This is a genomic window from Pigmentiphaga sp. NML030171, assembly GCF_002188635.1.
Taxonomy (GTDB): Bacteria; Pseudomonadota; Gammaproteobacteria; order Burkholderiales; family Burkholderiaceae_B; genus Pigmentiphaga; species Pigmentiphaga daeguensis.
The window spans coordinates 1-23,563 of record NZ_NINX01000045.1; the positions used below are offsets into that span (position 1 = coordinate 1).

At 64.5% G+C, this 23,563-nt stretch carries 26 protein-coding genes and 1 pseudogene; 5 read left to right on the forward strand and 22 right to left on the reverse strand.

The window, feature by feature from the left end; all coding sequences use genetic code 11:
* Together CDO46_RS28155 and CDO46_RS28160 are read left to right on the forward strand one after the other, a co-directional pair.
* Nucleotides 1-91 (forward strand): IS3 family transposase (locus tag CDO46_RS28155; RefSeq protein ID WP_140416819.1); only part of this gene is annotated, 91 nt, incomplete at its 5' end.
* Nucleotides 92-261: 170 nt separating this feature from the next.
* The gene (locus CDO46_RS28160) at nucleotides 262-825 is read left to right on the forward strand and encodes a hypothetical protein (RefSeq protein WP_140416909.1); all 564 of its coding nucleotides are present in this window, start codon (nucleotides 262-264) and stop codon (nucleotides 823-825) included.
* Nucleotides 826-1,374: 549 nt separating this feature from the next.
* On the opposite strand, the pseudogene CDO46_RS23090 reads toward CDO46_RS28160, so the two are convergent.
* From CDO46_RS23090 to CDO46_RS23180, 20 genes and pseudogenes are all read right to left on the reverse strand, one after another.
* Nucleotides 1,375-1,611: pseudogene (locus CDO46_RS23090) on the reverse strand (transposase); the annotation flags it as partial.
* Between the two features lie 57 nt (nucleotides 1,612-1,668).
* Nucleotides 1,669-1,995, reverse strand: coding sequence for an MFS transporter (locus CDO46_RS23095; RefSeq protein ID WP_338618904.1), 327 nt, complete (start codon nucleotides 1,993-1,995; stop codon nucleotides 1,669-1,671).
* A gap of 66 nt (nucleotides 1,996-2,061) precedes the next feature.
* The gene (locus tag CDO46_RS23100) at nucleotides 2,062-2,838 is read right to left on the reverse strand and encodes a 2-keto-4-pentenoate hydratase (protein WP_087840950.1); all 777 of its coding nucleotides are present in this window, start codon (nucleotides 2,836-2,838) and stop codon (nucleotides 2,062-2,064) included.
* A gap of 14 nt (nucleotides 2,839-2,852) precedes the next feature.
* Nucleotides 2,853-3,044 carry a 2-hydroxymuconate tautomerase gene (locus CDO46_RS23105; RefSeq protein WP_087840951.1) on the reverse strand — a complete coding sequence of 64 codons (192 nt, stop codon included), beginning with the start codon at nucleotides 3,042-3,044 and terminating at the stop codon, nucleotides 2,853-2,855.
* Nucleotides 3,045-3,065: 21 nt separating this feature from the next.
* Nucleotides 3,066-3,854, reverse strand: a complete 789-nt coding sequence (gene dmpH, locus CDO46_RS23110; RefSeq protein ID WP_087840952.1) for a 2-oxo-3-hexenedioate decarboxylase — start codon at nucleotides 3,852-3,854, stop codon at nucleotides 3,066-3,068.
* Nucleotides 3,851-4,879, reverse strand: a complete 1,029-nt coding sequence (gene dmpG / locus CDO46_RS23115) for a 4-hydroxy-2-oxovalerate aldolase (protein WP_087840953.1) — start codon at nucleotides 4,877-4,879, stop codon at nucleotides 3,851-3,853. The genes dmpH and dmpG overlap by 4 nt, the downstream gene beginning before the upstream one ends.
* Nucleotides 4,880-4,894: 15 nt before the next feature.
* The gene (locus CDO46_RS23120; protein ID WP_087840954.1) at nucleotides 4,895-5,806 is read right to left on the reverse strand and encodes an acetaldehyde dehydrogenase (acetylating); all 912 of its coding nucleotides are present in this window, start codon (nucleotides 5,804-5,806) and stop codon (nucleotides 4,895-4,897) included.
* 12 nt (nucleotides 5,807-5,818) lie between these two features.
* Nucleotides 5,819-6,601: a 2-oxopent-4-enoate hydratase gene (dmpE, locus tag CDO46_RS23125; RefSeq protein ID WP_087840955.1), complete on the reverse strand. Its 783-nt coding sequence runs from the start codon at nucleotides 6,599-6,601 to the stop codon at nucleotides 5,819-5,821.
* 2 nt (nucleotides 6,602-6,603) lie between these two features.
* Nucleotides 6,604-8,058 (reverse strand): 2-hydroxymuconic semialdehyde dehydrogenase, encoded by a 1,455-nt coding sequence (locus CDO46_RS23130; RefSeq protein ID WP_087840956.1) that lies wholly within the window; start codon nucleotides 8,056-8,058, stop codon nucleotides 6,604-6,606.
* Nucleotides 8,059-8,120: 62 nt separating this feature from the next.
* Nucleotides 8,121-8,267: a hypothetical protein gene (locus CDO46_RS28460; RefSeq protein WP_176400831.1), complete on the reverse strand. Its 147-nt coding sequence runs from the start codon at nucleotides 8,265-8,267 to the stop codon at nucleotides 8,121-8,123.
* 77 nt (nucleotides 8,268-8,344) lie between these two features.
* A complete protein-coding gene (locus CDO46_RS23135; RefSeq protein ID WP_176400832.1) occupies nucleotides 8,345-9,187 on the reverse strand; it encodes a porin in 843 nt (280 codons plus the stop codon).
* 120 nt (nucleotides 9,188-9,307) lie between these two features.
* A complete protein-coding gene (locus CDO46_RS23140; RefSeq protein ID WP_087840958.1) occupies nucleotides 9,308-10,372 on the reverse strand; it encodes an ABC transporter substrate-binding protein in 1,065 nt (354 codons plus the stop codon).
* 46 nt (nucleotides 10,373-10,418) lie between these two features.
* Nucleotides 10,419-11,258 carry an ABC transporter permease gene (locus CDO46_RS23145; RefSeq protein ID WP_254914662.1) on the reverse strand — a complete coding sequence of 280 codons (840 nt, stop codon included), beginning with the start codon at nucleotides 11,256-11,258 and terminating at the stop codon, nucleotides 10,419-10,421.
* Nucleotides 11,255-12,130 carry an ABC transporter ATP-binding protein gene (locus tag CDO46_RS23150; RefSeq protein ID WP_254914663.1) on the reverse strand — a complete coding sequence of 292 codons (876 nt, stop codon included), beginning with the start codon at nucleotides 12,128-12,130 and terminating at the stop codon, nucleotides 11,255-11,257. The genes CDO46_RS23145 and CDO46_RS23150 overlap by 4 nt, the downstream gene beginning before the upstream one ends.
* An 83-nt stretch (nucleotides 12,131-12,213) precedes the next feature.
* Entirely contained in the window at nucleotides 12,214-12,960 is a 747-nt protein-coding gene (locus CDO46_RS23155) for a class II aldolase/adducin family protein (protein WP_254914664.1), read from the reverse strand.
* 12 nt (nucleotides 12,961-12,972) lie between these two features.
* A complete protein-coding gene (locus CDO46_RS23160) occupies nucleotides 12,973-13,839 on the reverse strand; it encodes a VOC family protein (RefSeq protein WP_087840959.1) in 867 nt (288 codons plus the stop codon).
* Nucleotides 13,840-13,860: 21 nt separating this feature from the next.
* The gene (locus tag CDO46_RS23165; protein WP_087840960.1) at nucleotides 13,861-14,871 is read right to left on the reverse strand and encodes a 2Fe-2S iron-sulfur cluster binding domain-containing protein; all 1,011 of its coding nucleotides are present in this window, start codon (nucleotides 14,869-14,871) and stop codon (nucleotides 13,861-13,863) included.
* Nucleotides 14,872-14,882: 11 nt separating this feature from the next.
* On the reverse strand, nucleotides 14,883-15,917 hold the full coding sequence (locus CDO46_RS23170; RefSeq protein WP_087840961.1) for an alcohol dehydrogenase catalytic domain-containing protein: 1,035 nt from the start codon (nucleotides 15,915-15,917) through the stop codon (nucleotides 14,883-14,885).
* Nucleotides 15,918-15,931: 14 nt separating this feature from the next.
* Complete coding sequence (locus tag CDO46_RS23175) at nucleotides 15,932-16,429, reverse strand: aromatic-ring-hydroxylating dioxygenase subunit beta (protein ID WP_087840962.1); 498 nt, start codon at nucleotides 16,427-16,429, stop codon at nucleotides 15,932-15,934.
* 2 nt (nucleotides 16,430-16,431) lie between these two features.
* Entirely contained in the window at nucleotides 16,432-17,772 is a 1,341-nt protein-coding gene (locus tag CDO46_RS23180) for a Rieske 2Fe-2S domain-containing protein (RefSeq protein ID WP_087840963.1), read from the reverse strand.
* A gap of 324 nt (nucleotides 17,773-18,096) precedes the next feature.
* Between CDO46_RS23180 and CDO46_RS23185 the strand changes: the two genes are divergently transcribed.
* The 3 genes from CDO46_RS23185 to CDO46_RS23195 are packed head-to-tail and all read left to right on the forward strand — an operon-like array spanning nucleotide 18,097 to nucleotide 21,435.
* The gene (locus CDO46_RS23185; protein WP_176400833.1) at nucleotides 18,097-19,035 is read left to right on the forward strand and encodes a tripartite tricarboxylate transporter substrate binding protein; all 939 of its coding nucleotides are present in this window, start codon (nucleotides 18,097-18,099) and stop codon (nucleotides 19,033-19,035) included.
* Nucleotides 19,036-19,090: 55 nt separating this feature from the next.
* Nucleotides 19,091-19,972 carry a TauD/TfdA family dioxygenase gene (locus tag CDO46_RS23190; RefSeq protein ID WP_087840965.1) on the forward strand — a complete coding sequence of 294 codons (882 nt, stop codon included), beginning with the start codon at nucleotides 19,091-19,093 and terminating at the stop codon, nucleotides 19,970-19,972.
* On the forward strand, nucleotides 19,972-21,435 hold the full coding sequence (locus tag CDO46_RS23195) for an aldehyde dehydrogenase family protein (RefSeq protein WP_087840966.1): 1,464 nt from the start codon (nucleotides 19,972-19,974) through the stop codon (nucleotides 21,433-21,435). The genes CDO46_RS23190 and CDO46_RS23195 overlap by 1 nt, the downstream gene beginning before the upstream one ends.
* Before the next feature lie 29 nt (nucleotides 21,436-21,464).
* Here the strand turns inward: CDO46_RS23195 and CDO46_RS23200 are convergent, their stop codons facing one another.
* Nucleotides 21,465-22,448, reverse strand: coding sequence for a tripartite tricarboxylate transporter substrate binding protein (locus CDO46_RS23200; protein ID WP_087840978.1), 984 nt, complete (start codon nucleotides 22,446-22,448; stop codon nucleotides 21,465-21,467).
* A gap of 5 nt (nucleotides 22,449-22,453) precedes the next feature.
* Nucleotides 22,454-23,548 carry a hypothetical protein gene (locus CDO46_RS23205; RefSeq protein ID WP_087840979.1) on the reverse strand — a complete coding sequence of 365 codons (1,095 nt, stop codon included), beginning with the start codon at nucleotides 23,546-23,548 and terminating at the stop codon, nucleotides 22,454-22,456.
* Nucleotides 23,549-23,563: the final 15 nt, after the last annotated feature.

Here is a 23,563-nt window from a genome sequence, read left to right on the forward strand (position 1 = left end):
CGACTACATCGAGCGGTTCTACAACACAAGGCGCCAGCACTCAACGCTGGGATACGTCAGCCCCATGCAGTTCGAGGCGGCGGTTTGTTAGGTTAAACAACCTGTCCGGAGAGGCGGGGCAAGCCCAATGCACCTCATCGATAGCGCGGCGTCTGAGGTAGGCCCAATCCCGTATCTAACCACTATCGTCGTATCTAAGTCTGGGCCTGACCAAGGTCTACCGGGCATTGGGTTCGCGAACGATGGCTCGATAATGAAAGAATGAGCAGAGAAGAAAAGCATGCGAAGGTGCTACGCGAGCACACAGAAATACTGCAGTTCGGTAGCCACTGGAATGATGTACTCACTGTACTGGGCCTCTCTCCCGCTGTGTCACTTCATGCAAAACCTGATCCAGCGCCACCGTGCGTGCGTGGCGGTGGTGGAAGCGGTGGTGAATCTGCTGCTCACAAGGCCCTGAAGGCTTATGTTAAAGCCCATCCATCAGAGTTTGGTGCGAACGCCTCCTGGGAAGCATTCGAGGAATATCCTTTACGTTCGGCGGACACAATTGACGTCTTTTTCAAATCAGATCAGGCTTGGGTTGGTGTAGAGGTAAAGTCGGCTGTTTCCGATGGTGTGGAAAACGATTATCAGCGTGGTCTTTTTCAAGTAGTTAAGTACAAAGCATTATTGGAGGCGCAGGCCCGTGCCGACCAGTTGCCGATCATGCCAAGAGTAAAGGTTCTATTGGTTTTAGAAAATGTTTTGCCTACTGTGCTACGTCCAGTCGCACGCACGTTGGGCATCGAAGTGCGTGAGCATGTTAAAGCTCACCTGACTTGATCAGGATGTGGCGGTAATGCTGAGTTCTTACTCCTCAGGGAGCTGGCTTCTGGGCGTTTACTGGTCTGCTGCCGAGTACTGGGGAGGCACGCCGTCGACGGCAAAGACGCTCGCCCCGCTATCTTCCTCAGGTAAGCCGCAGACGTGCAACTAAATGTCCGGCCGTTGTCCGGCTCCCCGAGTACATTTCGGGTGGATTCGGCCATCTCCACAAGCTTCCAATAAAGCCACGAGGGTGGCCATGTTCCTTCTGAAACTACCTCGACAAATTTCATAAAGGTTTCATAGGAAAGGTCATGACCTGCATGGCGTACGTCAACGAAAGACTAGGCTGTACCGGATTCCAGTAAACTTAACCAAGAAGACGCTCGACTTGAAAATCCTTGTGTCGGTAGTTCGATTCCGCCCCGGGCCACCAAGAATAGCTTAAAAAAACGCCGACCCTTACAGGTCGGCGTTTTCGTTTCCTGTCCTGGAAATTCTCGAGTTCGGTTCATTTCCGGTATAAAGCGGCATTGATGCTGCGGCGGCATCGGACTGGATCGTTGCGGCTTCAGCGAGCTCCTTGCGCAGCTTCGCGTTTTCCGCCTCCAGCTCGGGGACGGTACGACTCCCCGGTACCGCGGACGGTGTGGCGCCGTTCTTCGCAGCGCTTACCCAATTGGCCAAGGTCCCCTTTGGAATGGCGATGCGTGTGGCCGCGTGTTCAAGCGTCAGGCCTTGGGCCAAGACCAGTTTCACCGCTTCCTCGCGAAGCTCCGGCGTGTATGTTTTCGTTCGTTTCATAAATTCTCCCATCGGTGAAGTTTACCAAACAGGAGTGTCCGAAAAAGTCAGGGTACCTCACGCCACCGCGATCAGCCAGCCGCCGCCCATACCCTGCATGGCGCGGAACACGATTAGTTCCGGTATCGTTGCCGCCTGCATGCAGCCGATCGTCCCCAGCAGGTAAATGACGATTGCCGCGGTCAACGTGGCGCCGCGTCCGTACATGTCGCTGACGGTGCCGTAGATCGGCGTGACGACGGTCGACGCCACCAGGTAGGCGGCGATGATCCAGGCCATCAATTCGAAGCCGCTCAGTTGCGTTGCGATCGCCGGTACCGCAACGGCGAGTACGGTTTGCTCCAGCGCGCCAAGCAGCGCCCTGTTATGACGGTCGAAACCCACACGGCGGAGGGTACGGCAGCTGCGGAAACTCGTCGGTCTGATGTCGTCATGAGGGAGCGTGAAAGTTCAGGAAAACAGCAGCGCCGCATCCCCGGCGCCGGCCAGCCGCGAGCGGATCTGCTGGCCGCGCCGCACCAGGTAGCCGCGCGTCAGGCCGCCGGTCAGCACGACCTCGCCGGCCTTGAGCGTCGTGCCCTCGGCATGCAAGCGGTTGGCCAGCCAGGCGACGGCGAGCAGCGGATCGTCCAGCGCGTTGGCGCCGACGCCCTGGTCGGTCAATTGGTCATCGATCCACAGCTCGGCGGCCAGCGTGCGCAGGTCGCAGCCGGTCGTTACCGGCATCGGCGTACCGAGCACGTAGCGCGCCGCGGAACTGTTGTCGGCGATGTTGTCGACCGCTTTGAAGCGGTACTCGTGGTAGCGCGTATCGCACACCTCGATCGCCGCCATGAACAGCGGGGCGGCCGCCAGCACCGAGTTCCTGTCGTGCCCGCCCCCGGCGAGGTCGCGCCCGAGTGCGATCGCAATCTCCGGCTCTACCAGAGGATGAATCAGCGTATTGAAGGCAATCGTGCCGCCTTCGATGACCATGTCGGCGGTCAGGACGCCATAGTTCGGGTGCTCGATATTCATCTGGCGGCGCATCGCCGCGCTGGTGTAGCCGAGCTTGTAGCCGGTCCTGGCGTGCCGGCGCCGCCGCAGCCTGGCCCTGGCGATCGCATATGCATCGGCCTCGTCGAGGCCGGGATAGCGCGACGACAAGGTATCGATCGTGCCGCGGCTGCATTCCGCCTCGACCAGGGATTGGGCCAGTTCCTCGATGAGGGCAACAGACAAGGGCATCGCGCGCTCCCGTCCTAGCGCCCCAGGTCCTTGGCCGAGACCCCGGCAATGCCCCAGTTCTCCTTCGGGACATCATGGATCCATACCCGGACGTTCTCCTTCGGCGCGCCGACCGCCTCGGACAGCGCCAGCGTGACCTTGTCGATCACCGCACGCTTTTGATCCTCAGTGCGGCCCTCTATCATATAGATTTGTGCAAACGGCATGGCCTTTTCCTTTCTGGATGTTTAGACAAAACGCATGCCGACGCTGCCCATCCCCTGCATGCGCAGGGTCACGCAGTCGCCGGCCTCGACCGCTACGGCCTCGGTGATGCCGCCTGACAGAATCAGCGCGCCGGCCGGAATTTTCTGGCCGCGCTCGCCCAGATGGTTCGCCAGCATCGCAATGGCCGCTGCAGGATGGCCGAGCACCGCCGCGCCGGCACCAAAGGCCACAGGCTCGCCGTTCTTCTCGAACACGATGCCGAGCGTGCGCAGGTCGACTTCGGACACCGGCCGCGGCTGGCCGCCGACCACGAAGCGCGCCGCCGAGGTGTTATCGGCAATCACGCTCTTGAGGTCGAACTTGAAGTCGCGGTAGCGCGAGTCGATCACCTCGATTCCGGCCATCACGAAGTCGACTGCGGCCAGCACCGAGCCGATGTGGCAGCCTGGGCCCTTCAGCGCCGTCTTCATCACGAACGCGATCTCCGGTTCGACCTTCGGGTGGATCAGCTCCGATACCTTGCATTCGCCGCCCTCGGGAATCGCGTAATAGTCGGCCATGAAGCCGAACACCGGCGTTTCGACGCCCATCTGTTTCATCTTCGCGTGCGAGGTCAGACCGGCTTTCCAGCCGACGATCTTGTTGCCGCGCGCAACTTTGCGGCGCTGGATCTCGTCCTGGATCGCATACGCGTCGTCCCAGTCCATGTCTGGATGGGCATCGGTAATCTTGACGGTGTCCTGCCCTTCCAGCTCGCAGTTTTCCAGGTGTGCGGCCAGCTTGGCGATGGTTGCCTGGTCGAGTTTCATACAAGTCCCCTTTCCTTGGCCATGGTCAAGGCCGCGTCTTCGATCATGTCTTCCTGCCCGGCCACCATGCCGCGCCGTCCCAGCTCGACCAGGATGTCGCGCGCCGGTACCTGGTACTTCGCGGCGGCGCGCTTGGCGAACAGCAGGAAGGTCGAATACACCCCTGCGTAGCCAAGCGTGAGCGCATCGCGGTCGATGCGCACCATGTGGTCCATCATCGGCAGCACGATATCCTCGGCCACGTCCATGATCTGGTACAGGTCGACTCCGGTCTCGATGCCCATGCGGTTGCAGACGGCAACGAATACTTCCAGCGGGGTATTGCCGGCCCCGGCGCCCAGGCCGTTGGTAGAGCCGTCGATGCGGTTGGCGCCGGCTTCGATCGCCGCCAGCGAGTTGGCCACACCCATCGCCATATTGTGGTGGCCATGGAAGCCGATATCGATCTCCGGCGCCAGGGCCGCGCGCAGCGCGCCGACCCGCTCGGTCACGCCATCCGGCAGCAGGTAGCCGGCCGAGTCGGTCACATACACGCACTGGGCGCCGTAGGACGCCATCAGCCTGGCCTGCTCGACCAGCTTTTCGGGCGTGGCCATGTGCGCCATCATCAGGAAGCCGACCGTGTACAGGCCCATCTTGCGCGCGGCAATGATGTGCTGCTCGGCTACGTCGGCTTCGGTGCAGTGGGTGGCCACGCGCACCGTGTGCAGGCCGCATTCGTGCGCGGCACGCAGGTCGTCGACCGTGCCGATGCCCGGCACCAGCAGCGAGGACACCTTGGTGTGCTTGAGGTGCGGGATCACGGCGCGAAGGTAATCGACGTCGCTGTGGCGCGGGAAGCCGTAGTTCACCGAACCGCCGCCCAGCCCGTCGCCATGCGACACTTCCAGCATCGGCATGCCGGCGTCGTCCAGTCCCTTGGCCACCGCGATCATCTGCTCGAGCGTGATCTGGTGGCGTTTCGGGTGCATCCCGTCGCGCAGGGTATTGTCGTGCAGGATGATTTTTTTACCCTTGAGGTTCATTTTCTTCTCCTTGGATCAGGCGGTGACGCGTTCGAGCGTGAGCGTGCCTTTGAGGATTTCCTCGGCAAACATTTCAGCGGTGCGTGCAGCGGCGGCGGTCATGATGTCGAGGTTGCCGGCGTATTTCGGCAGGTAGTCGCCGAGGCCTTCGACTTCCAGGAATACCGAAACGCGGTTGCCGTCGAACACCGGGCCGTTGACCAGCTTGTAGCCGGGCACGTACTGCCGCACCTTGGCAATCATCGCGTGGATCGAGGCCGTGATTTTCTCCTGGTCGGGTTCGCTCTCGGTCAGGCAGTGCACGGTGTCGCGCATGATGATCGGCGGTTCGGCCGGATTCAGGATGATGATCGCCTTGCTCTGTTTGGCGCCGCCGACGGTGCGGATCGCCGCCGCCGTGGTGCGGGTGAATTCGTCGATGTTCTTGCGCGTGCCCGGGCCGGCCGAGCGCGACGATGCGGTGGCGATGATTTCGCCGTATTGCACCGGCTGCACCTGGGCGATGGCTGCGACCATCGGGATCGTCGCCTGGCCGCCGCAGGTGACCATGTTGACGTTCATCTCGCCCTTGCCGACCTGTTCCAGCAGGTTCACCGGCGGCACGCAGTAGGGACCGATGGCGGCCGGGGTCAGGTCGATCATCAGCACCCCCAGCGCGGTCAGCTTGCGCGAATTTTCGGCGTGCACATAGGCGCTGGTGGCGTCGAAGCAGATCTGTACTTCGTCGGCCAGCACGTGGGGCAGCATGCCGTCGACGCCGTCCGCGGTGGTCTTGATGCCCAGCTCGCTGGCGCGCCTGAGGCCGTCAGATGCAGGGTCGACCCCGACCATCCAGACCGGTTCCAGCACCGGGCTGCGCAGCAGCTTGGCAAGCAGGTCGGTGCCGATATTGCCGGGGCCGATGATTGCACATTTAATTTTTGTCATGGTGTTCTTTCCTTAATTAAACCGCACCGAGCAGCTGCCCAAGCCGCCGATGCTGACGCGGAAGTTGTCGCCCGCCTGGGCCGGGAACATCGCCGCCAGCGCGCCCGACAGGATCACTTCGCCGGCTTTCAGCGGGATGCCCAGCCGGCCCATGGTGTTGGCCAGCCAGGTCACCGCGTTGAGCGGCGAGCCGAGGGCGGCGGCGCCGGCGCCGGTGGCGACGATCTCGCCGTTCTTTTCCAGCACCATGCCGCACAGCGACAGGTCGATCTTGCGCGGGTCCACCGCCTGGTCGCCCAGCACGAATACGCCGCAGGAGGCGTTATCGGCCACCGTGTCCTGCACCTTAATCTTCCAGTCGCGGATGCGCGAGTCGACGATCTCGAAGCACGGCATCACGCATTCGGTGGCGGCCAGCACGTCGGCATTCGAGATGCCCGGCCCCATCAGGTCCTTCTTCAGGATGAAGGCGATCTCGCCCTCGGCCTTTGGCTGGATCAGCGTGCCGATGTCGATCGCCTCGCCTTCGTTGTAGATCATCCCGTCGAGCATGTAGCCGAAGTCCGGCTGGTACACGCCCAGCATGTTCATCACTGCGCGCGAGGTCACGCCGATTTTCTTGCCGATGATGCGTTCGCCGGCTTGCACGCGGCGCTCGATCATGCGCTGCTGGATGTGGTACGCGTTCTCGATCGTGATGCCGGGATGGCGGCTGGTAAGCGGGTCGACCACCGTGCGGCCGGTCAAGGCCTGGTAGAGTTCGTCGCCGAGTTGGGTGATGAGTTCTTTATCCATGATCACAGTTTGATGCAGACATTTTTCAGTTCGGTGTAGAACTCGAGCGAGTGCACCCCGCCCTCGCGCCCGATGCCAGATTGCTTGGAACCGCCGAACGGCGTGCGCAGGTCGCGCAGGAACCACGAGTTGACCCAGACGATGCCCGCTTCGATCTGGGCGGCGACCCGGTGGGAACGCGCCAGGTTGGTGGTCCACAAGGCCGAGGCCAGCCCGTACGGGTTGTCGTTGGCGCGGGCGACCACCTCTTCCTCGGTATCGAACGGCGAAATGTGGCAGCACGGTCCGAAGATCTCTTCGCGCATCACGGTCGCCGTGTCCGGCAGGCCGGTCCAGATGGTCGGCTGCACCCACGAGCCGCCCGCGAGCTCCGACGGCATGTCGGGGATGCCGCCGCCGGTGACGACGGTAGCGCCCTCCTCGACCGCGTTGCGGTAGTACGAAAGCACCTTGTTGCGGTGTTCCTGCGAAATCAAGGGCCCCATGCCGCTGGCCGGGTCGGACGGCAGGCCGGGCTTCATCGTTTCGACCGCGGTCTTCAGGCGGGTAACGAATTCCTCGAAGACCGGACGTTCCACATACACACGCTCGGTGCCGAGGCACACCTGGCCGGCGTTGGCAAAGCACGAGCGCAGGGTGCCGGCGATGGCCTCATCCATGTCGCAATCGGCAAACACGATCGCGGCGTTCTTGCCGCCCATCTCCATCGAGACCGGGCGCGCGCCGTCGGCGGCGGCCTTCATGATCGCGGCGCCGGTACGCGTCTCGCCGGTAAAGGTGATCGCATCGACCTGCGGATGGGTGGTCAGGAATTCGCCGGTGGAGTCCGGCCCGAAGCCGTGCACGACGTTGAACACGCCTTTCGGCATGCCGACCTTGTTCATCACTTCGCCCAGCAAGGCCGCTGCCTGCGGCGTTTCTTCCGACGGCTTGACGACCACCGTATTGCCGCACGCCAGCGCCGGGCCCAGCTTCCAGGTCATCAGCAGGAACGGCAGGTTCCACGGGCAGATGACCGCCACCACGCCCACCGGACGCCGCAGCGAGTAGTTGAGCGAACCGCGCCCGTCGGGGGTGGCCATTTCGAAAAACTCGCCCGGGACATTCTTGATGACGTCGGCGAAGACCTTGAAGTTTGCGGCGCCGCGCGGCACGTCGATGTGACGGATGAAATGCGCCGGCTGCCCCAGGTCGGTCATCTCGGCTTCGACGAAATCCTCGAAGCGGCGGTCGATCTCGTCGGCCACCGCGTACAGCAGGTCGACCCGGTCGGTCAGGTTCATCTTGCCCCACGGTCCGTGCAGCGCGTCGCGCGCACACTGCACGGCGCGGTCGACCAGGGCTGAGTCGGCCTCGGCGACCCGGGCGAAGACCTTGCCGTCGTACGGCGCGCTCTTGTCGAACCAGCGCTCCGACGGCACGTAGTCACCGTTGATGAAGTTCAGAATGTCTTTCACGTTATCTCCAAAAATGTAAAATCTGGCCGAGGCCACCACCGGACGTTCGCGCGACCAGCGGGTCAGAACAGGTGGTTGATACCGACCGAAGCCGCTTTCGTTTTGTGCTTGCCGGCAGACAGCAGCGCGCCGCGGTGTTTGGTCAGGTCCACCTCGAGGTACAGGTTGGTGCGCTTGGACAGGGCGTAATGGGCCGCCGTCATGAACATCCCACGCTTGCCGTCAGGCAGGCCGCCACCCGAGATCCTGGTGTGGTAATAGGAGCCTATTAAAGTGGTTGCAGGCGTCAAACATACTGGACGCCGCCCCAGGTCCAGCGGGTATGGCGCTCGCCGGCCGCGGCGGTCGCTACCTTGTCGTCCACATACGCCGCGGTGAAGCGTGCCTCGCCGATCTTGTAGGCCGCACCGGCCAGCCAGTGGTCGCGATCCTGGAACGACGGGTTGGCGGTCGTACGCATATTCGGTTTGTGCTTGGTGTACACGGCGCCGAGCAGCACCGGACCGCTGGCGTAGCTCAGGCCGAGCGCGCTGGCGGAGCCGTCGCTGTGGCTTCCGGCCTGCTCGCCGGCGGCGTATTCGGCGCGCGCGGTCCAGGCGCCGAAAGTGCCGGTGTACTGGATGTCATTGTTGAAGCGGCCCACGCCGGCATTCGCCGCAGGCGTGGTGGCGGTCGGCGTGCCCAGCGTCTGCGAGCCCGGCACCGCGATTGCCAGCGGCGTGATGCCGGTGTAGTTGGAGCCGAACGGGGACAGCGGGGCGGCGACCTTGAACGCCACGCTGAACTGGCGGCCGACGTCGACCGCACCCCACTTGCCGGCCAGGCCGACGGTGGCGGTACGCTGGAACAGCTGGCCGACGTTGTTGTCCAGGGTGCCGGTACCGAGATTGAAGCCGGCTTCCAGGTGGAAGCGCGCCGACAGGCCGCCGCCCAGGTTTTCGGTGCCGCGGAACGTCAGGCGGTTGTTGTACGAGGTGCCGTTCGAGCCGACCGTCACGCGGTCTTCGCCATCGTTGGAGATATAGCGCAGGCCGCCGTCGACCGAACCGGTCACGCTGACGTTGCTTTGGGCATGGGCCGAGCCTGCAAAAGCGCTGCCGAGGGCGAGCGCAAGGAATGTTTCTTTCATGGTTGTCCGGACTGAATCGATTTTTTTTGCCAGCAGGGGATCACCGCCGCACACCATTGATGTGCGACGCTCTGGATTGCTGTAGGGGTTGTGGGCGGCAGCCTGGGCTGCCGCGGGAACTTACTTCGGCTTGTAGGGCCCCAGTTCGTTGACTACCGCTCTGGCAAAGGACATGTCGACGACCTTGTCGATATCGACCGGGGTCGTGATCAGGCCCTGCTCCTTGAAGAACTCGTAATCGTGCTTCATGCTGGCGACATTGACCATGCCGTCCGGATGGCAGCCGTGTGCCGTGGCGACCTTGTAGATGGAGGGGTCCTTCTCGTTGGTCGACTTGCTCAGGATCGAAATGATCTCGTCCGAGTTCTTGCCGGTCAGCTTGCCATTGACCAGCGCGTCGTTATAGTCGCGGGTGGCGCGGATATACGCGCGCATCACCTTGGTCGCGGTGGCCGCTTCCTGCCTGGCAAAGGCGCCGCGGTACAACACCACTGCTACCTGTTGCGACGGATAGATCTGGTCGGCCTGGGGGCTGAAACGGACCACGGTCCCGGTCTGTACGGCCCGGGTCGCATTCGGCTCGGTCACCATGGCCGCGTCCAGCGCCTTGTTCTGCAGTGCCGCGGCCAGCTGCGAGTGGCCCATGTACGAGATCTTGACGTCCTTGTAGGGCACGCCGCCCTTCTTGAGTGCCTCGTTCAGCAGCGACAATGCGCTGCCGCCCGGCGACTGGCTGCCGACCCGAAGGCCTTTCAGGTCCTTCAGGCTCTTGAAGGCGCCGCTGTCGACCAGGTCCTTGCGCACCAGCAGCGGGACGTAGCCATGCCCCGGCGGCATCGAGCCCTTGTCCGCGACGACCTTGATGTCGATGCCGCGTCCGATCGAGTTGTACAGGCCGGCGCTGGTCGCGCCCACCGCGACGTCGAGCTGGCCGGCGCCGATCGGCGCGATCATCTGCGCCGAATTCGGAAAGCGGATGATCTCGGCATCGATACCTTCGTCCTTGAAGTAGCCCTTGGCCTCGGCGATATAGATCGACGCGTCGCTCAGGGAGCCGACCACGCCGATCCGCACCTTGGCGGCGGCGGCCGCGTTGCCGCTCAAGACTGCCACGGCGGCGCAGGCATACAGCGTCGAGCGCACCAGCTTGCCCAGTGTCGATTGAATTTTCGCTATTGACTTCATTGTTACTGTCTCCGTTATGGTTGGTATATGCAACATAAGGCGCTTTTTAGCGCTCGGTCTTCCAGGGCACCACGATTCGTTCTACTTCATCCATCACAAGCGTGAACACGAAGCCGATCAGGGCAATCATCAACAGGCCGACGTACATGGTGTCCACCGACAGGATTTCCCAGGCGTTCCAGATCATGTAGCCGAGGCCGCTGTGGGCGCCGACCATCTCGGCCAGCGCGATCAGGATCAGTCCCATGCCGACGCCAAGCTTGATGCCCGTCATGATGAACGGCAGCGCGCCGGGCACCGCGATGGTGCGGAACACCTGCCAGCGGCTGGCCTTGAAGTTGCTGCCGACGTCGAGGTAGATCTTGTTGATCTCGCGCACGCCGGTGACGGCGTTGATCAGTACCGGGAAGAACACGCCGATCGCCACCATCGCGATCTTGGAACCTTCGCCCAGGCCGAAGATCAGCAGCAGCAGTGGCATCAGCGCGCTTTTCGGCACCGGATAGGTGGCCGCGATGAGCGGGTCGACAATTGCGCGCAGCGGGCGGTAGAGACCCATCAGGACGCCGATGATCAGCGCCGGCACCCCGCCAACGAGGAAGCCCCAGAACAGCCGCTGCAGGCTGGCCCGGGAGTTGGCCCACAATTCGCCCGACTCGGCCAGCACCAGCAGCGTCTGGAAAATCGAGGTGGGCGCCGGGAAGAAGCGGGTGTCGATGAAGCCGGTGCGCGCGGCGATCTCCCAAATCAGCAGCAGCACGAGCGGCGACAGCACGCCGAGCAGGCGGTCGCGCGAGCCGGCGCTCAGCTTTCTGGTCTTGAAGCTGGCGCGGTTGGCGGCGGACACTTGCGCCGGCGCCGGTGGGAGTTCGACTACCTTCATCATTTCACACCTCCTTTTTTCTCTTCCTGACACTTGGCCTGCTGCACTTCGTCACGCAGGTAACCCCAGATCCGATACACCAGTTCGCCGTATTCGGCTTGCGAGCGCAGCTCGATCACGCGCCGCGGACGCTCGAAGGGCACGTCGATCAGGGCCTTGCAGCGGCCCGGATGCGCGGTCATGATCATGATCCGGTCGCTCAGCGTCACCGCTTCGTCGACGCTGTGCGTGATGAACACCACGGTCTTCTTGGTCTCTTCCCAGATGCGCAGCAGTTCTTCCTGCAGCAGCGTCTTGTTCTGCTCGTCGAGCGCGGAGAAGGGCTCGTCCATCAGCAGGATTTCGGGGTCGTTGGCAAACGCGCGCGCAATCGACACGCGCTGGCGCATGCCGCCCGAGAGCTGGTGCGGATAGGCGTTCCTGAAGCGGGTCAGGCCGGTGCGCTCGAGATAGTGGCCGACCACGTCGCGGATCTCCGCGGCGGGAACCTTGCGCATCTTCAGTCCGTACGCGGCGTTGTCCCACACGGTCATCCAGGGGAACAGCGAATCGCCCTGGAACACCATCGAATTGGCCGGACGCTGCTGGCCAGAGCGGGTGATCTCGACGCTGCCGCTGCTGGCCTGCTCGAGGCCCGCCAGGATGCGCAGCAGCGTGGTCTTGCCGCAGCCGCTAGGGCCGACGATGGTAAAGAATTCGCCCGATGGGATATCAAGCGACACATTGTCAACCGCGGTAAAGACACCGTCCTTGGTCTGGAATTGCTTGACAAGATTCTTGATCCCGATCTTGCACGCGTCCGCACCCGGCTGTGCGGTAGCGGCCGTCATGGCCGGCGCGCCTGCGACGGTGCGGGGAATTGAGCTGGTAATCATGGTCTCCTCTTGCTGCCTTTAAAAAATCCGGCGAAGGTCTTGATTGCCTTCCTGTGCCGGTCTTGCCTGAATAAAAACTCGTGTTACCTGATATTCGCCCGGTCGGACCCGCTCTGTTCCGGGTCGCCATGCGTCAGGAATTCCCACAAGCGTTCGAAGATCCCGCCCGTAGACACGGCGCGCGCACTGGCCTCGGCGTCCGACAGCAGCGTCCCGCCCTGCCCGCCGCCCGCGGCGCGCACGGTCAGTTCGAGCGCCGCCGCCTCTTCCAGCAGGAACGACAGGCCTGCCGCCTCCTCGATGCTGCTGCCCGCGACCACGGCGCCATTGCCGCGCATGACAATCGCGCGGGCCCCGCCGAGCAGCGCGGCGATCGCCTGTGCCTTGTCGTCGTCGCGGACCAGTTGCGGATCGTCCCAGAGCGGCGGGTGCGGCGCAAAGTACGAGCCGTTGCCGTGGCGGGCCGACGGCGTCAGGCGCATGGTCGACAGCGCGATCACGCGCGCCGGTAGGATGCGGCAGATGCCGCCGACGTCGGGCCGCACCTTGTAGATCTGCTGGTGCAGCCGGACTTCGCCCAGCACGCCCTGCGGCAACGGTCCCTCGACCGGCACCACGGTGCCCTGGTCGTCAGCGTCGAGGCAGCCCATTGGGCGCGCCGCGCACACCAGGAACTCGGTGTCGTTCAGGCGCGCGCTGACGTGGCCGAACGCGTGCACCAGGCCGTGCCGGCCCATCGCGCGCGCAGCCTTGCGCACCTGGGCCTGCAGGTGCGCAAGGCGTTCTTCACTAGCGCCGGCCGCCATCGCTTGTTCCGTCGTTGCCTGCATCGTGTCTCCTGGTCAGCTCTTAAATTCGGGAATATCCGGACGCGATCCCCACATGCACAGCGAGGTCGATGCCTCGAAGGGGAACTGGCGCGGCCTGACCGTCGACATCTCTTCTTCGGTGAACACGCGCACGCCGGTCGAGTATTCGTAGGTCATGCCGTCCGGTCCGGCAAAGTACAGGAACATCGCGCCTGAGGTCGGGTGGCGCCCCGGCCCGAACACGATCCGCACGCCCTTCTCCTTGAGCATGTAGTAGGCGCGCATGATATCGTCGATACCCTCGACCTGATGGTTGATGTGCTGGACCCCGGCGAAGCTGGATGGAAACAGCGCGATCTTGTGGTGGACCGGGTCGATCCGCAGCAGCGGCGAGTTGCCCAGGCGGTCGCTCACCCTGGCGCTCATGACCTGGGTCCAGAATTTTTCGTCGCGCGCCGGATCGCTGGAGCGCAGCCCGATATGGCTGAAGCCGGTAATGCCGGCGTCGCGCGACGGGAAATAGCGCCGCCCGCTGTGGTGCGGACGGACTACCAGGTCGATGCTGTTGCCGCTCGGGTCGATGAAATTGACCAGCCCCTCGACCCGGCGCTGCTCGCACTCTTCGCGCGAGCCGGCCTTGACCCGGTAGCCGGCGTTGTCAAGCTCGGCGGCCGCGGCGTCGATGCCGGCGGCGTCGGCCAGTTCGAAGCCGGTGGTATGGTCGTTGCTGTCGCCTTCGAAGTACACCAGCGTGTGATCGCGGCTGTCGCTGCGGAAGTAGCGCGCACCCTGTTCGGTGCGCACCAGTTCGAGCCCGAGCACCTCTTGAGCGTAGCGGGTCGACTCTTCAATGTTGCGGGTACCGAGCCGTACGTACCGTACATCGTGCAAATCAATCATGGTCAATCCTCAGTCGTAAGGTCAGCTGGTGGTGACGAAGCGCTCGGCGTGCACGCGCGCCGGGTCCATGCCGTTCTCGCGCAGCCACGCGGCGGCCGCTTCGACCATCGGCGGCGGGCCGCACAGGTAGGCGTCGCATTCGCCGCCGTGCAACAGTTCGGGGCGCAGCAAGCGGGTGACGTGTCCGGCAGGGCCCTGCCAGCCGGTCTCCGCTACCGCGATGCGCTCCACCGTCAGGCGCAGGCTCTGGCCGAGCCGCTCCAGTTCGCTCGCGTTGAAAAACTCGGAGGCTTCGTTGACGCCGTAGATCAGGTGCACCGGCTGGTCGGCCGCACCGGCGCGCACCATGCTGCGCAGCATGCTGAGCATGGGTGCAAGGCCGGTGCCGCCGGCGATCATCAGGATCGGGCGGCGCAGCGCGCGCAGGTAGAAGTGGCCGGCCGGTCCCTTGATGCGGATGTCGTCGCCAACCTTTGCGCGCTCGCGCAGGTAGTCGCTCATCACGCCTTGCGGATACACCTTGAGGAAAAATTCGAGCTGCTGCTCCGCCGGCATGTTCGCAAACGAATACGAACGCTCCGCGCCGCCTGCACCGGGCACTTCCATGTGCACGTACTGGCCGGGCAGGAAGTCGATGTCGCCCGCCGTCAGCTGCACCACCATTCGCTTGACGCTCGAGGACACCGATTCGACCGCCACCACCCTGGCGTCGAGCCACTGCGGCGCATGTTGGGCGGTCAGGAAGCGCGACGAATACGGCAGCTCGACCGTGCACGGCGTTTTCGCCTTCATCTTGCACAGCAGCGTGTAGCCGATCGCCAGCTCGGCATCCGACAAGGCTTCGTCGCTGTAGTCGTCGACCCGGAATTCGCCTTGCGTGCAAAGCGCCTTGCAGGCGCCGCACGCGCCTTCGAGGCAGTCGTGCTCGAGCCGGATGTTCGAGCGGTAGGCCGCCTGGTAGACGATCTCATCGGCTCGGCTCGAAAACCTGACCGATTTTCCGTCTTCAAAGATTGCCGTTATCTGGTGCACGGGAGCATCCTTCAGGCCGGAACAATGATGGGCTTGACCGCCAGGCCTTGCAGGATCAGGTCGAACCCGGAAGTTGCCTCGGACATCGGCAGCACGTGGCTGACCAGCGGCCTGAGGTCGACCTTGCCGTCATAGATGAGCGGCATGGCGCGCTCCCACGACTGCCAGATGCGGCGGCCGTGGATGTTGTGTACCTTCGGGCACTTCAGTACCCACTGGCTGAAGTCGACGTTGATCGGCTGCGCCGGCGCCCCGACCAGGCGGAAGTCGCCGCCCTTGGTGAGCGACTCGAACACGTTGCGAAAGCCGGCCTCGGACCCCGAGAACTCGATCCCGACATCGGCCCCGACGCCATTGGTAAAGTCCTTCACCGCGTTGACGACGTCCTCGTCACCGACCTTGACCATGCGGTCGGCGCCCATCAGCTCGGCCGTCTTCAGGCGCAGCGGGTTGATGTCGCTGGCGATGATCCTGCGCGCGCCCAGCGCCCGCGCCACCGCGATCGTCATCAGGCCGATCGGGCCGCAGCCGTTGACCAGCACCGTCTGCCCGCTGACGCCCGAGCCTTCGAGCGCGGCGTGGACGCCGATGCCGAACGGCTCGAGCATGGCCGCGATGTTATGGTCGAGCGGCTGCGTGATCACCCATGCGATCCGCGCCGGCACCACGATATATTCGGCAAAGCCGCCGTCGATGTCGATGCCGGGATAGGTCAGGTTCTCGCACAGGTGCTCCTGGCCGCGATGGCACTGCACGCAGTTATTGCAGTAGATGTGGCTTTCGAGCGCGACGTGGTCGCCGACCTGGATGTTGCTGACGGCGCTGCCGACCTGGTCGACAATGCCGCTGACCTCGTGCCCGATGACGCGAGGCAGCGTCATGCGGCGCTTGATGCGGGGCGACCATTTATAGATCTGCATGTCGGTGCCGCAGATGCCTGCCGCGCGCACCTTGATCCGGACTTCGTCGGCCTTGGGCAGCGCGACGGCCACTTCGGACAACTCGAGCCCGTTCTCGCCTGGCGACACTTTACTTAGCGCTAACATATTTTTCTGCTTTCTCAGAGGTGATAGACGTCGACCGTGCCTTGCAGCTTTTCGTCGATGATGACCGTCACTTTGCGGGCGATGCGCAGTGCGCCGTCGACCCGGCGCAGCGTGTATTTGTAGCGTCCGCCGCGGGTGGTCTCGCCGCGCGCACCCCAGGCGTGCACCAGCCAGGTCGCGGCCACCTCGACTGTGTCGGCGTCGCCGCCGGTCACAAGGATGTTCGAGGTCAGGTGCGTGGTGCGGTCGACCGGCAGCGAGGCGAACGAATCTTCGCTCTCGATGCGGAACACGCGCTCTTCGAGGCCGGCACGGGTCGGACTGTAGATCAGGCTCAGCTGCGTGGTCGGATCATCGGTCAGCTTGCTCTCCGACTGCCAGGCCGGCACGAAGTACACCGCGTCTTCGGTGTACAGCGCGAGCCAGTCGCGCCAGCGCTGTTCGTCGAGGAAGATCGCCTCGCGCGCCAGCAGGTTGCAGACTTCGGCGTAGATTGTTGCGTCGTTCAGCATCGTTATTTACCCTTGCTCATCAGTTTCAGCCAGTGGCGGTAGTAGCCCTGGTAGAAAGTATCGTGGTCCCAGTTGCGCGATACCGCGACGGCGTTGCAGCCGATCTCCTGCAGTTCCTCGCACTGCTCGCCCGGGATGGTGGACTTGGCGCCGCGGCTGAAATCGTTCCACTGGCTCTTGCGGCCGTGGCTGCCAAGCGAGGTGTCTTCCAGGGCCGCGATGTCGTCCGAGGTCGCCATGCCGGTCGGCAGATAGAAGTCGAGGAATTTGCGCAGACGCGCGGCGCGCGCATTGGCGCTCTCCCCCTTCGGCGCGACGCACTGGATCCGGACCTCGGCCAGTTCGGCCGAGATCGGGCGGAACACGCGGATCTGGGTCGATGGCTGGTCCATCAGCAACATGTTGGGGAACAGGTAGAGGTTGCGGCCGCGGCCGAGCATCCAGCCGACTTTCGCTTCGCCGAACTCGGCGACCAGGCGGTCCTTGGCTTCGTACAGCGGCGCCGCCTCGGGCGTGGTGCGCTTCGCCCACACCACGTTGTGGCCGTTGCCCAGGTCGGCCGAGCCGGATTCCACGTCGCCCGTAATGCGCCCGGCCTCGGTCTTGCCGGCGCCGCTGTAGCCACCGGCTTCCTCGCGCTTGGCCATGGTCGCAGCGAACACGCGGTGGACGGTGCTGACATGGTAGCCGTCGACGCCGTTTTCCGCGCCCATCTTCCAGTTGCCGCGGATGACGTAGGTCGATTCCCCGGGCAGCACTTCCAGCCCGTCGGGCGACTGGTCGGCCAGCAGGTCGATCATTGCCGCCGCGGCGCCTAGGTGGTCCTTGAGATCGGGAACGTCGGCGACCAGGCTGCCGAACACGAAGCCCTTGTAGGTATCGACGCGGGCGATGTCTTTCAGGCTGAACTTGGAGCGGCAGCTTTCCTCGCCCGGATAGGCGCCGCTTGCCTCGCTCTTGATCTTGATGCAGCGGCCGCTGTCGGCATAGGTCCAGCCGTGGAAGCGGCAGGTGAAGGTTCTTGCCGTGCCTTTGCGCAGCGGCGCCAGCAAGGTGCCGCGATGCGAACACGCATTGATGAAGCCGCCCACGGTGCCGTCCTTGCGGCGGTTGACGACGACCGGCTGGCGTCCCATGTAGGTGGTGATGTAGTCACCTTCGTTCGGGATTTCGCTTTCGTGGCAGAGATAGATCCACGAGCCTTCGAAGATGTTTTCCATTTCGGCATCGAAGATCCCCTGGTCGATATGGATCAGGCGATCGACCATGAAGGTGGAGGTTTGCGGCTCGTCGCGGATCAGCGTGGCCGGATCGATTTCTGGTGTCTGGTTTCGGTTTATCATGTCAACCTTCTGTGCTTTATGAAGTACGCAGATCGATGGTAACGAGTCTTGTGTCGTTTAAGAAATGAAATGATTACATGCTCATCATTCGGCACATGAATGTCCGCCCGCGACTGATTCGTATATCCTTAGTCGTCGATGGCGGCAACTGCCTGCACTGAACCCGCGCAGACGGGGCCCCGGCGGGCCGGTCTTCGCGCAGCACCCGCCGACTCGACCACGGAAAGGAGACAAACGTGAAGAAATTGCTTGGTTTCATCCTGCATGCCGCGCTGCTATCGGCGCTGGTTCCCTCGCACGCCCAGGAACCCCCCCGGTTATTGCATGGATCGCATTGGTGATCACACGGTTCCCTCGCACGCCCAGGAACCCCCCTCGAAAATCCTTACCATCGTCGTGCCCACCACACCGGGCACGGGCAGCGACATCGCCGCACGGCTGATGGCGCCCAAGCTGTCGCAAGCCCTCGGCCAGGCGGTCGTCGTCGAGAACCGCACCGGCGCCAGCGGCACGATAGGCATCGGCGCGGTCGCCAAGGCGGCACCAGACGGCAACACCATCCTGTTCGTGCCGAACACGATGGCCATGATCAGCTCGCTCTACACCAACCTGACCTGGGATCCGGTCCACGATTTCGCGCCGGTGGTCCGCATCGGCAAGATGCTGGTCGCGGCCGTGGTCAACCCGGCCCTGCCGGTGGAAACGATCGGCGATTTCGTCGCGCTCGCCAAGAAGAAACCCGGCCAGCTCAACTACGGCACTCCCGGGACCGGCACTCCCCATCACTTGCGCACCGAACAGCTCCGGCAGATCACCGACATGGACGTCGTGCACATTCCTTACAAAGGCTCCGCGGGCGCTGTCACCGACCTGATCGGCGGCCAGGTCCAGTTCGCCCTGTTCCCCCTGCATTCCGTCCTGTCGATGACCGCCTCGGGCAAGCTCAAGATGCTCGCAACGACGGGAGACACACGTTCGCAGTGGACTCCCAACGTCCCCACCTTCCGCGAAAGCGGCATCGCCGGCCTCAACAATTACGACTGGCTCGGCGTATTCGTCCCCCGCGCGACGCCCCAGAAAACCGTGGACCGGCTCAGCCGGAAACTGCTCGCACTGCTCGACGATCCCGACATCAGGAAGGAACTGCTCGCGCGGGGCATCATCCCGACGCCTGGCGGGCCGAGCGAGCTTGCAACGCTGCTCTCGTCGGAGCTCGACGAATGGCGGCACGTCATCAAGACGGCCCACATCTCCGCCGAGTAACGGCAATGCACAGCGATCATCCGCGGCCCCGCCGCGATTCCAAAGGAGCTTAGACATGAGCGCCACACAGCGTCTCCCATCATCATCGTCCGCCGGTCCCGAGATACACCCGCTCTCGCCGGCGCTGGGCGCCCGGGTCCAAGGCGTCGACGCCTCCCGCCCCCTGCCGGCCGCAACGCTGAAGCGGCTGCTCGAGGCCTGGCACGCCCACGGGGTGCTCTACCTGCCCAACCAATCGCTCGACGAACTCGAGCAGGTCCGGTTCGGCGAAAACTTCGGCGAACTGGCCACGACGCAGGGGGAATACGCGATCAGCAAGGGCCATCCCGCCATCATGTACATCACCAACGAGAAACAGGACGGCCAGTACATCGGCGCCCTGCCCGACGGCGAAATGTTCTTCCACTCCGACATGTGCTACGTCGAGAAGCCGTCGATGGCGACCATGCTGTATGCCATGTCCATCCCGAAAACAGGCGGCAACACGCTGTTCGCCAACATGTACAAGGCGTTCGATGCGCTTCCCGCCGCCACCCGCCAGCACCTGGCCGGGCTCAAGGCCGTCAACAGCTACGAGCCGGGGACCAGCGCGCCGACGGCAGCAATGCGCCTGAGCAGTTCGCAGGCGTCGGACCAGGTCCGCTCCTATGCCCAGCCCGTCGTGTGCACGCACCCCGTCACGGGCCGGAAGGCGCTTTACGTCAACCGCCTCATGACCGAATACATCGTCGGCATGCCCCGGGAGGAAAGCGACGCGCTGCTCGAGTCGCTGTTCGACCACCAGGAACAACCCGAATTCATCTACGAACATACCTGGACGCCGGGCGACCTGCTGATCTGGGACAACCGCTGCATGCTGCACGCCCGCGGCGACTTCGACGCCAGCGAACTGCGCAAGCTGCGCCGCATCACAGTCAAGGGCGAGAGGATTTCCTGATGACCCAAGCACTTACCGCCCCTCCCCTGCCCAAGCGGCTCGCGCTCTACTATGGGGGCAAGTGGCACGAACCGGCCGGCGGTTATCGTCCCACGTTCAATCCCGCGACCGGAGAAATCCTGGCCCAGGCGCCGGAAGCCAACGCCGAGGACATCGCCGCCGCCGCCGAGGCCGCCCACCAGGGTTTCCTCGCCTGGTCCCGGCTGCCGGCGGCCGAGCGCGGCGCGCGGCTGCGCGAAATCGCGCGGCGGGTCCGCGACCACGCGGACGAACTCGCCCATCTCGATGCCGCCAATTGCGGTAACCCGATCCAGCGCATGCGGCCGGACGCCCTGAACGCCGCGGCGCAGATCGACTATTACGCCGGCCTGGTCCACGAGCTCAAGGGCGAGACCATACCGACCGCGGATCGGGGACTGAACTACAGCATGCGCGAACCGCTGGGCGTGGTGGCGCGCATCGTCGCCTACAACCACCCCCTGATGTTTCTTGCCGGCAAGATGGCGCCCGTCCTGGCGGCGGGAAACAGCGTGATCATGAAAGCGCCGGATCAAGCGCCGCTATCGGCCCTGCGCTTTGCCGAGATCATCGACGGCATCCTGCCGCCGGGGACCTTGAACATCGTCACCGGCGGCAGCGACTGCGGCGAAGCCCTGGTGCTTCATCCGACGGTCAGGAAGGTTGCGCTGATCGGCTCGGCCGGCACCGGTGCCGCCATCCTGCGCAATGCCGCCGACAAGATCATGCCGGTCACGCTCGAGCTCGGCGGCAAGAACCCCCTGGTCGTCTGCCCCGACGCCGATCTGGAAACCGCCGTGCAGGGCGCGATCAACGGCATGAATTTCACCTGGGCGGGCCAGTCGTGCGGCTCCACCTCGCGGCTGTTCGTCCACGACTCCCTGTACGACGCCGTCCTCGAGCGCCTCTGCGCGCAGCTTCCCAAGCTGCATCGCTGCGGCCTGCCGACCGACCCCGCCACCACCATGGGCTGCCTGATTTCCGAGGCCCAGTTCGACAAAGTCATGTCCTACATACAGCTGGGCATTTCCGAAGATGCCCGCCTCGTCGCCGGCGGCAAGCGGCCGGACGACCCGGCGCTGGCCAAGGGCTGGTTCATCGAACCAACCGTTTTCGCCGACGTCACGCCGGCCATGCGGATCTTCCGCGAAGAAATCTTCGGGCCGGTGTTGTCGGTCATCAGATGGAGCGACGAAGACCAGCTCATCGCCGACGTCAACAGCGTCGACTACGGCTTGAGCGCATCGATCTACACCCGGGACCTGGCTCGCGCGCACCGCCTGGCGCAGCGCATCGAAGCGGGCTACATCTGGATCAACACCAGCAGCGCCCACTATCTGGGCGCCAACTTCGGCGGCTACAAGAAATCGGGGCTGGGGCGCGAAGAAGGCCTGGAGGAACCATTGTCCTACACCCAGGTCAAGAACGTGCACGTTGCCCTGTAGCACGCCGGGGCGCGCGCCCCGGCACCGCGTCACTCTTTGATGTTCGCATCCTTGACGATGCGCTGGTAGCGCGCCTGCTCTTTCTTGACGAAGTCGCCGAACTGCGCCGCGCTGCCGGTTCCCGGCGCCACGGACTGTTCGGCGAACTTGGTCTTGACCTCGGGCAATTGCAGCACCTGGTTCAATTCCGAATTCAACCTGGCCACCACGCTCGCCGGCGTGCGCGCAGGCGCGAACAGGCCGATCCAGGCCGTCATCGCCATGCCCTTCAGGGCCGGCAGCTCGCCGATGGCAGGCACGTCGGGCAGCGTGGGCAGGCGCTGAGCGGTGGTCACGGCCAGGCCCTTCACCTTCTTCGCAGCCACCAGCGGCACCGCCGAACCCGAGGCCAGGATGGCCAGGTCGACCTGATTGCCCAGCAGGTCGGTGGTGGCCTGGGCCCCGCCGCGGTACGGCACGTGGCGCAGGCGCACCTGGGCCTGCTGCTGGATGATCTCCATGGCAAGGTGCAGCACCGTGCCTATGCCCGAGGTGGCGTAGGTCAGCGTGTCGGGCTGGGCCCTGGCCATCTCCAGCACCTTGGCGAAGGAATCCGCCGGCAGGCCCGGACGGCCCATGATGACCATGGGCTGGGTCGCGATGAGTCCGATGGCGACCAGGTCGCGCGCGGTGTCGTACTTGACCGACTGGGGATTGACGTACTGCGCGATGGCCGCCGGGCTGTCCACGCCCAGCAGCAGCGTGTAGCCGTCGGGCTCGGCCTGCGCCGCCCGGTAGGTGCCTATGGTTCCTCCCCCACCGCCGACGTTGTCGACGATGACCGACTGCCCCAGGCGCTCGCCCAGCTTCTGCGCCACCAGGCGCGCGATGCCGTCGGTGCTGCCGCCGGCCGTGAATGGCACGATCAGGCGGATGGGCTTGGCATGGGGCCAGACGGACTGGGCCTGCGCGGTGGCGGCGCATCCGAGCGCCAGGGCCGAAACGAGGAATGCGCGTCGAAGCGTGGCGGTCATGGTCGTCAGCAAGCAGAGTGGGAGGGGTTGGCCGGAGTGCCGAAATGCTGCCGGTGCAAGTCGTCGAAGCGGCGGTTCCAGTCGGCGCTCCAGGCCTTGCGCTGGCCCGCGTCCATCCATGCGCCGGCCAGGCCGTTCAGCATGAAGTCGCGCAGGTCGGCGACGGGGAACTCGAAGTCCTCGACCATCATGGTCCAGGCCTTGGTCTGGGTGATGTTGTGCAGGGTGGGATCGTCGCTGTTGGGGTGGATGCGCAGGCCCATCGCGCGCATCTTGCGAATGGGATGGTCCAGCGCCCACCGGTCCGGCGGCAGCGTGCGCAGGTAGTACGAATTGGCGGGCACGACCGCGAACACGATGCCCGATTCGACGCAGCGTCGCGCCAGTTCCGGCTGGTCGACGACCGTGTAGCCGTGGTCGATGCGATCGACCTTGAGCACGTCCAGCGCGGTCTGCACGTTGGTCCACGGCAGGCCGTACTCGCCGGCGTGGGCGGTGGTCTTGAGGCCCGCGCGGCGAGCGTCGGCGTAAGCCTGTTCGAACCACTCCGGCGGGCCGAGCGCCTCGCGGTAGTCGATGCCTATGCCCGGCACCTCGTCGCGCCGGGCCGCCACCATCCATTCGACCATTTCCACCGCGGCGGCGGGCGGTGCCTCGCGGTCGATGGCCGGCACCAGGCGCCCGACGATGCCCAGGTCCCGCTCGGCGTCGTGGATGGCACGCACCATCGCGTCCTGGATGGCGGCATAGGAAAGGCCCGAGCCGCGCACCGAGCCCGTGGGATTCCAGAAGAACTCCGCGTACAGCACGTTGTGCGCGCGGGCATCCTCCAGGTATTCGCGGGTCACGCGGTAGAAATCGTCCAGCGTGCGCAGGCCGTAGTCCTCCAGCGCGCGCAGGCCGGGGATCGCGCCCTGGCGCTTCTCGCCATGGGCATACAGGCCATCGATCTGCTCGCTGGACAACCCGCCCCTGCCGCCCGCCAGTTCGTGGAAGGTGGAACGGCGCAGCGCCCCCAGCAGGTGGCAGTGCAGCTCGGCCTTGGGCAGCGCATGGCAGAAGGCGCGCACGGCGTCGATGGAAACGTGGGTATCGGTCATGTCCGGCAACTCCAT

Bases quoted from the DNA above. Each gene is read 5' to 3' on its own strand.
- CDO46_RS28160 (WP_140416909.1), top strand. From the start codon at position 262: ATGAGCAGAGAAGAAAAGCATGCGAAGGTGCTACGCGAGCACACAGAA.
- CDO46_RS23100 (WP_087840950.1), bottom strand. From the start codon at position 2,838: ATGCCCTTGTCTGTTGCCCTCATCGAGGAACTGGCCCAATCCCTGGTC.
- CDO46_RS23105 (WP_087840951.1), bottom strand. From the start codon at position 3,044: ATGCCGTTTGCACAAATCTATATGATAGAGGGCCGCACTGAGGATCAA.
- dmpH (WP_087840952.1), bottom strand. From the start codon at position 3,854: ATGAAACTCGACCAGGCAACCATCGCCAAGCTGGCCGCACACCTGGAA.
- dmpG (WP_087840953.1), bottom strand. From the start codon at position 4,879: ATGAACCTCAAGGGTAAAAAAATCATCCTGCACGACAATACCCTGCGC.
- CDO46_RS23120 (WP_087840954.1), bottom strand. From the start codon at position 5,806: ATGACAAAAATTAAATGTGCAATCATCGGCCCCGGCAATATCGGCACC.
- dmpE (WP_087840955.1), bottom strand. From the start codon at position 6,601: ATGGATAAAGAACTCATCACCCAACTCGGCGACGAACTCTACCAGGCC.
- CDO46_RS28460 (WP_176400831.1), bottom strand. From the start codon at position 8,267: ATGTTCATGACGGCGGCCCATTACGCCCTGTCCAAGCGCACCAACCTG.
- CDO46_RS23135 (WP_176400832.1), bottom strand. From the start codon at position 9,187: ATGAAAGAAACATTCCTTGCGCTCGCCCTCGGCAGCGCTTTTGCAGGC.
- CDO46_RS23140 (WP_087840958.1), bottom strand. From the start codon at position 10,372: ATGAAGTCAATAGCGAAAATTCAATCGACACTGGGCAAGCTGGTGCGC.
- CDO46_RS23145 (WP_254914662.1), bottom strand. From the start codon at position 11,258: ATGATGAAGGTAGTCGAACTCCCACCGGCGCCGGCGCAAGTGTCCGCC.
- CDO46_RS23150 (WP_254914663.1), bottom strand. From the start codon at position 12,130: ATGATTACCAGCTCAATTCCCCGCACCGTCGCAGGCGCGCCGGCCATG.
- CDO46_RS23155 (WP_254914664.1), bottom strand. From the start codon at position 12,960: ATGCAGGCAACGACGGAACAAGCGATGGCGGCCGGCGCTAGTGAAGAA.
- CDO46_RS23160 (WP_087840959.1), bottom strand. From the start codon at position 13,839: ATGATTGATTTGCACGATGTACGGTACGTACGGCTCGGTACCCGCAAC.
- CDO46_RS23170 (WP_087840961.1), bottom strand. From the start codon at position 15,917: ATGTTAGCGCTAAGTAAAGTGTCGCCAGGCGAGAACGGGCTCGAGTTG.
- CDO46_RS23175 (WP_087840962.1), bottom strand. From the start codon at position 16,429: ATGCTGAACGACGCAACAATCTACGCCGAAGTCTGCAACCTGCTGGCG.
- CDO46_RS23180 (WP_087840963.1), bottom strand. From the start codon at position 17,772: ATGATAAACCGAAACCAGACACCAGAAATCGATCCGGCCACGCTGATC.
- CDO46_RS23185 (WP_176400833.1), top strand. From the start codon at position 18,097: ATGGATCGCATTGGTGATCACACGGTTCCCTCGCACGCCCAGGAACCC.
- CDO46_RS23190 (WP_087840965.1), top strand. From the start codon at position 19,091: ATGAGCGCCACACAGCGTCTCCCATCATCATCGTCCGCCGGTCCCGAG.
- CDO46_RS23195 (WP_087840966.1), top strand. From the start codon at position 19,972: ATGACCCAAGCACTTACCGCCCCTCCCCTGCCCAAGCGGCTCGCGCTC.
- CDO46_RS23200 (WP_087840978.1), bottom strand. From the start codon at position 22,448: ATGACCGCCACGCTTCGACGCGCATTCCTCGTTTCGGCCCTGGCGCTC.
- CDO46_RS23205 (WP_087840979.1), bottom strand. From the start codon at position 23,548: ATGACCGATACCCACGTTTCCATCGACGCCGTGCGCGCCTTCTGCCAT.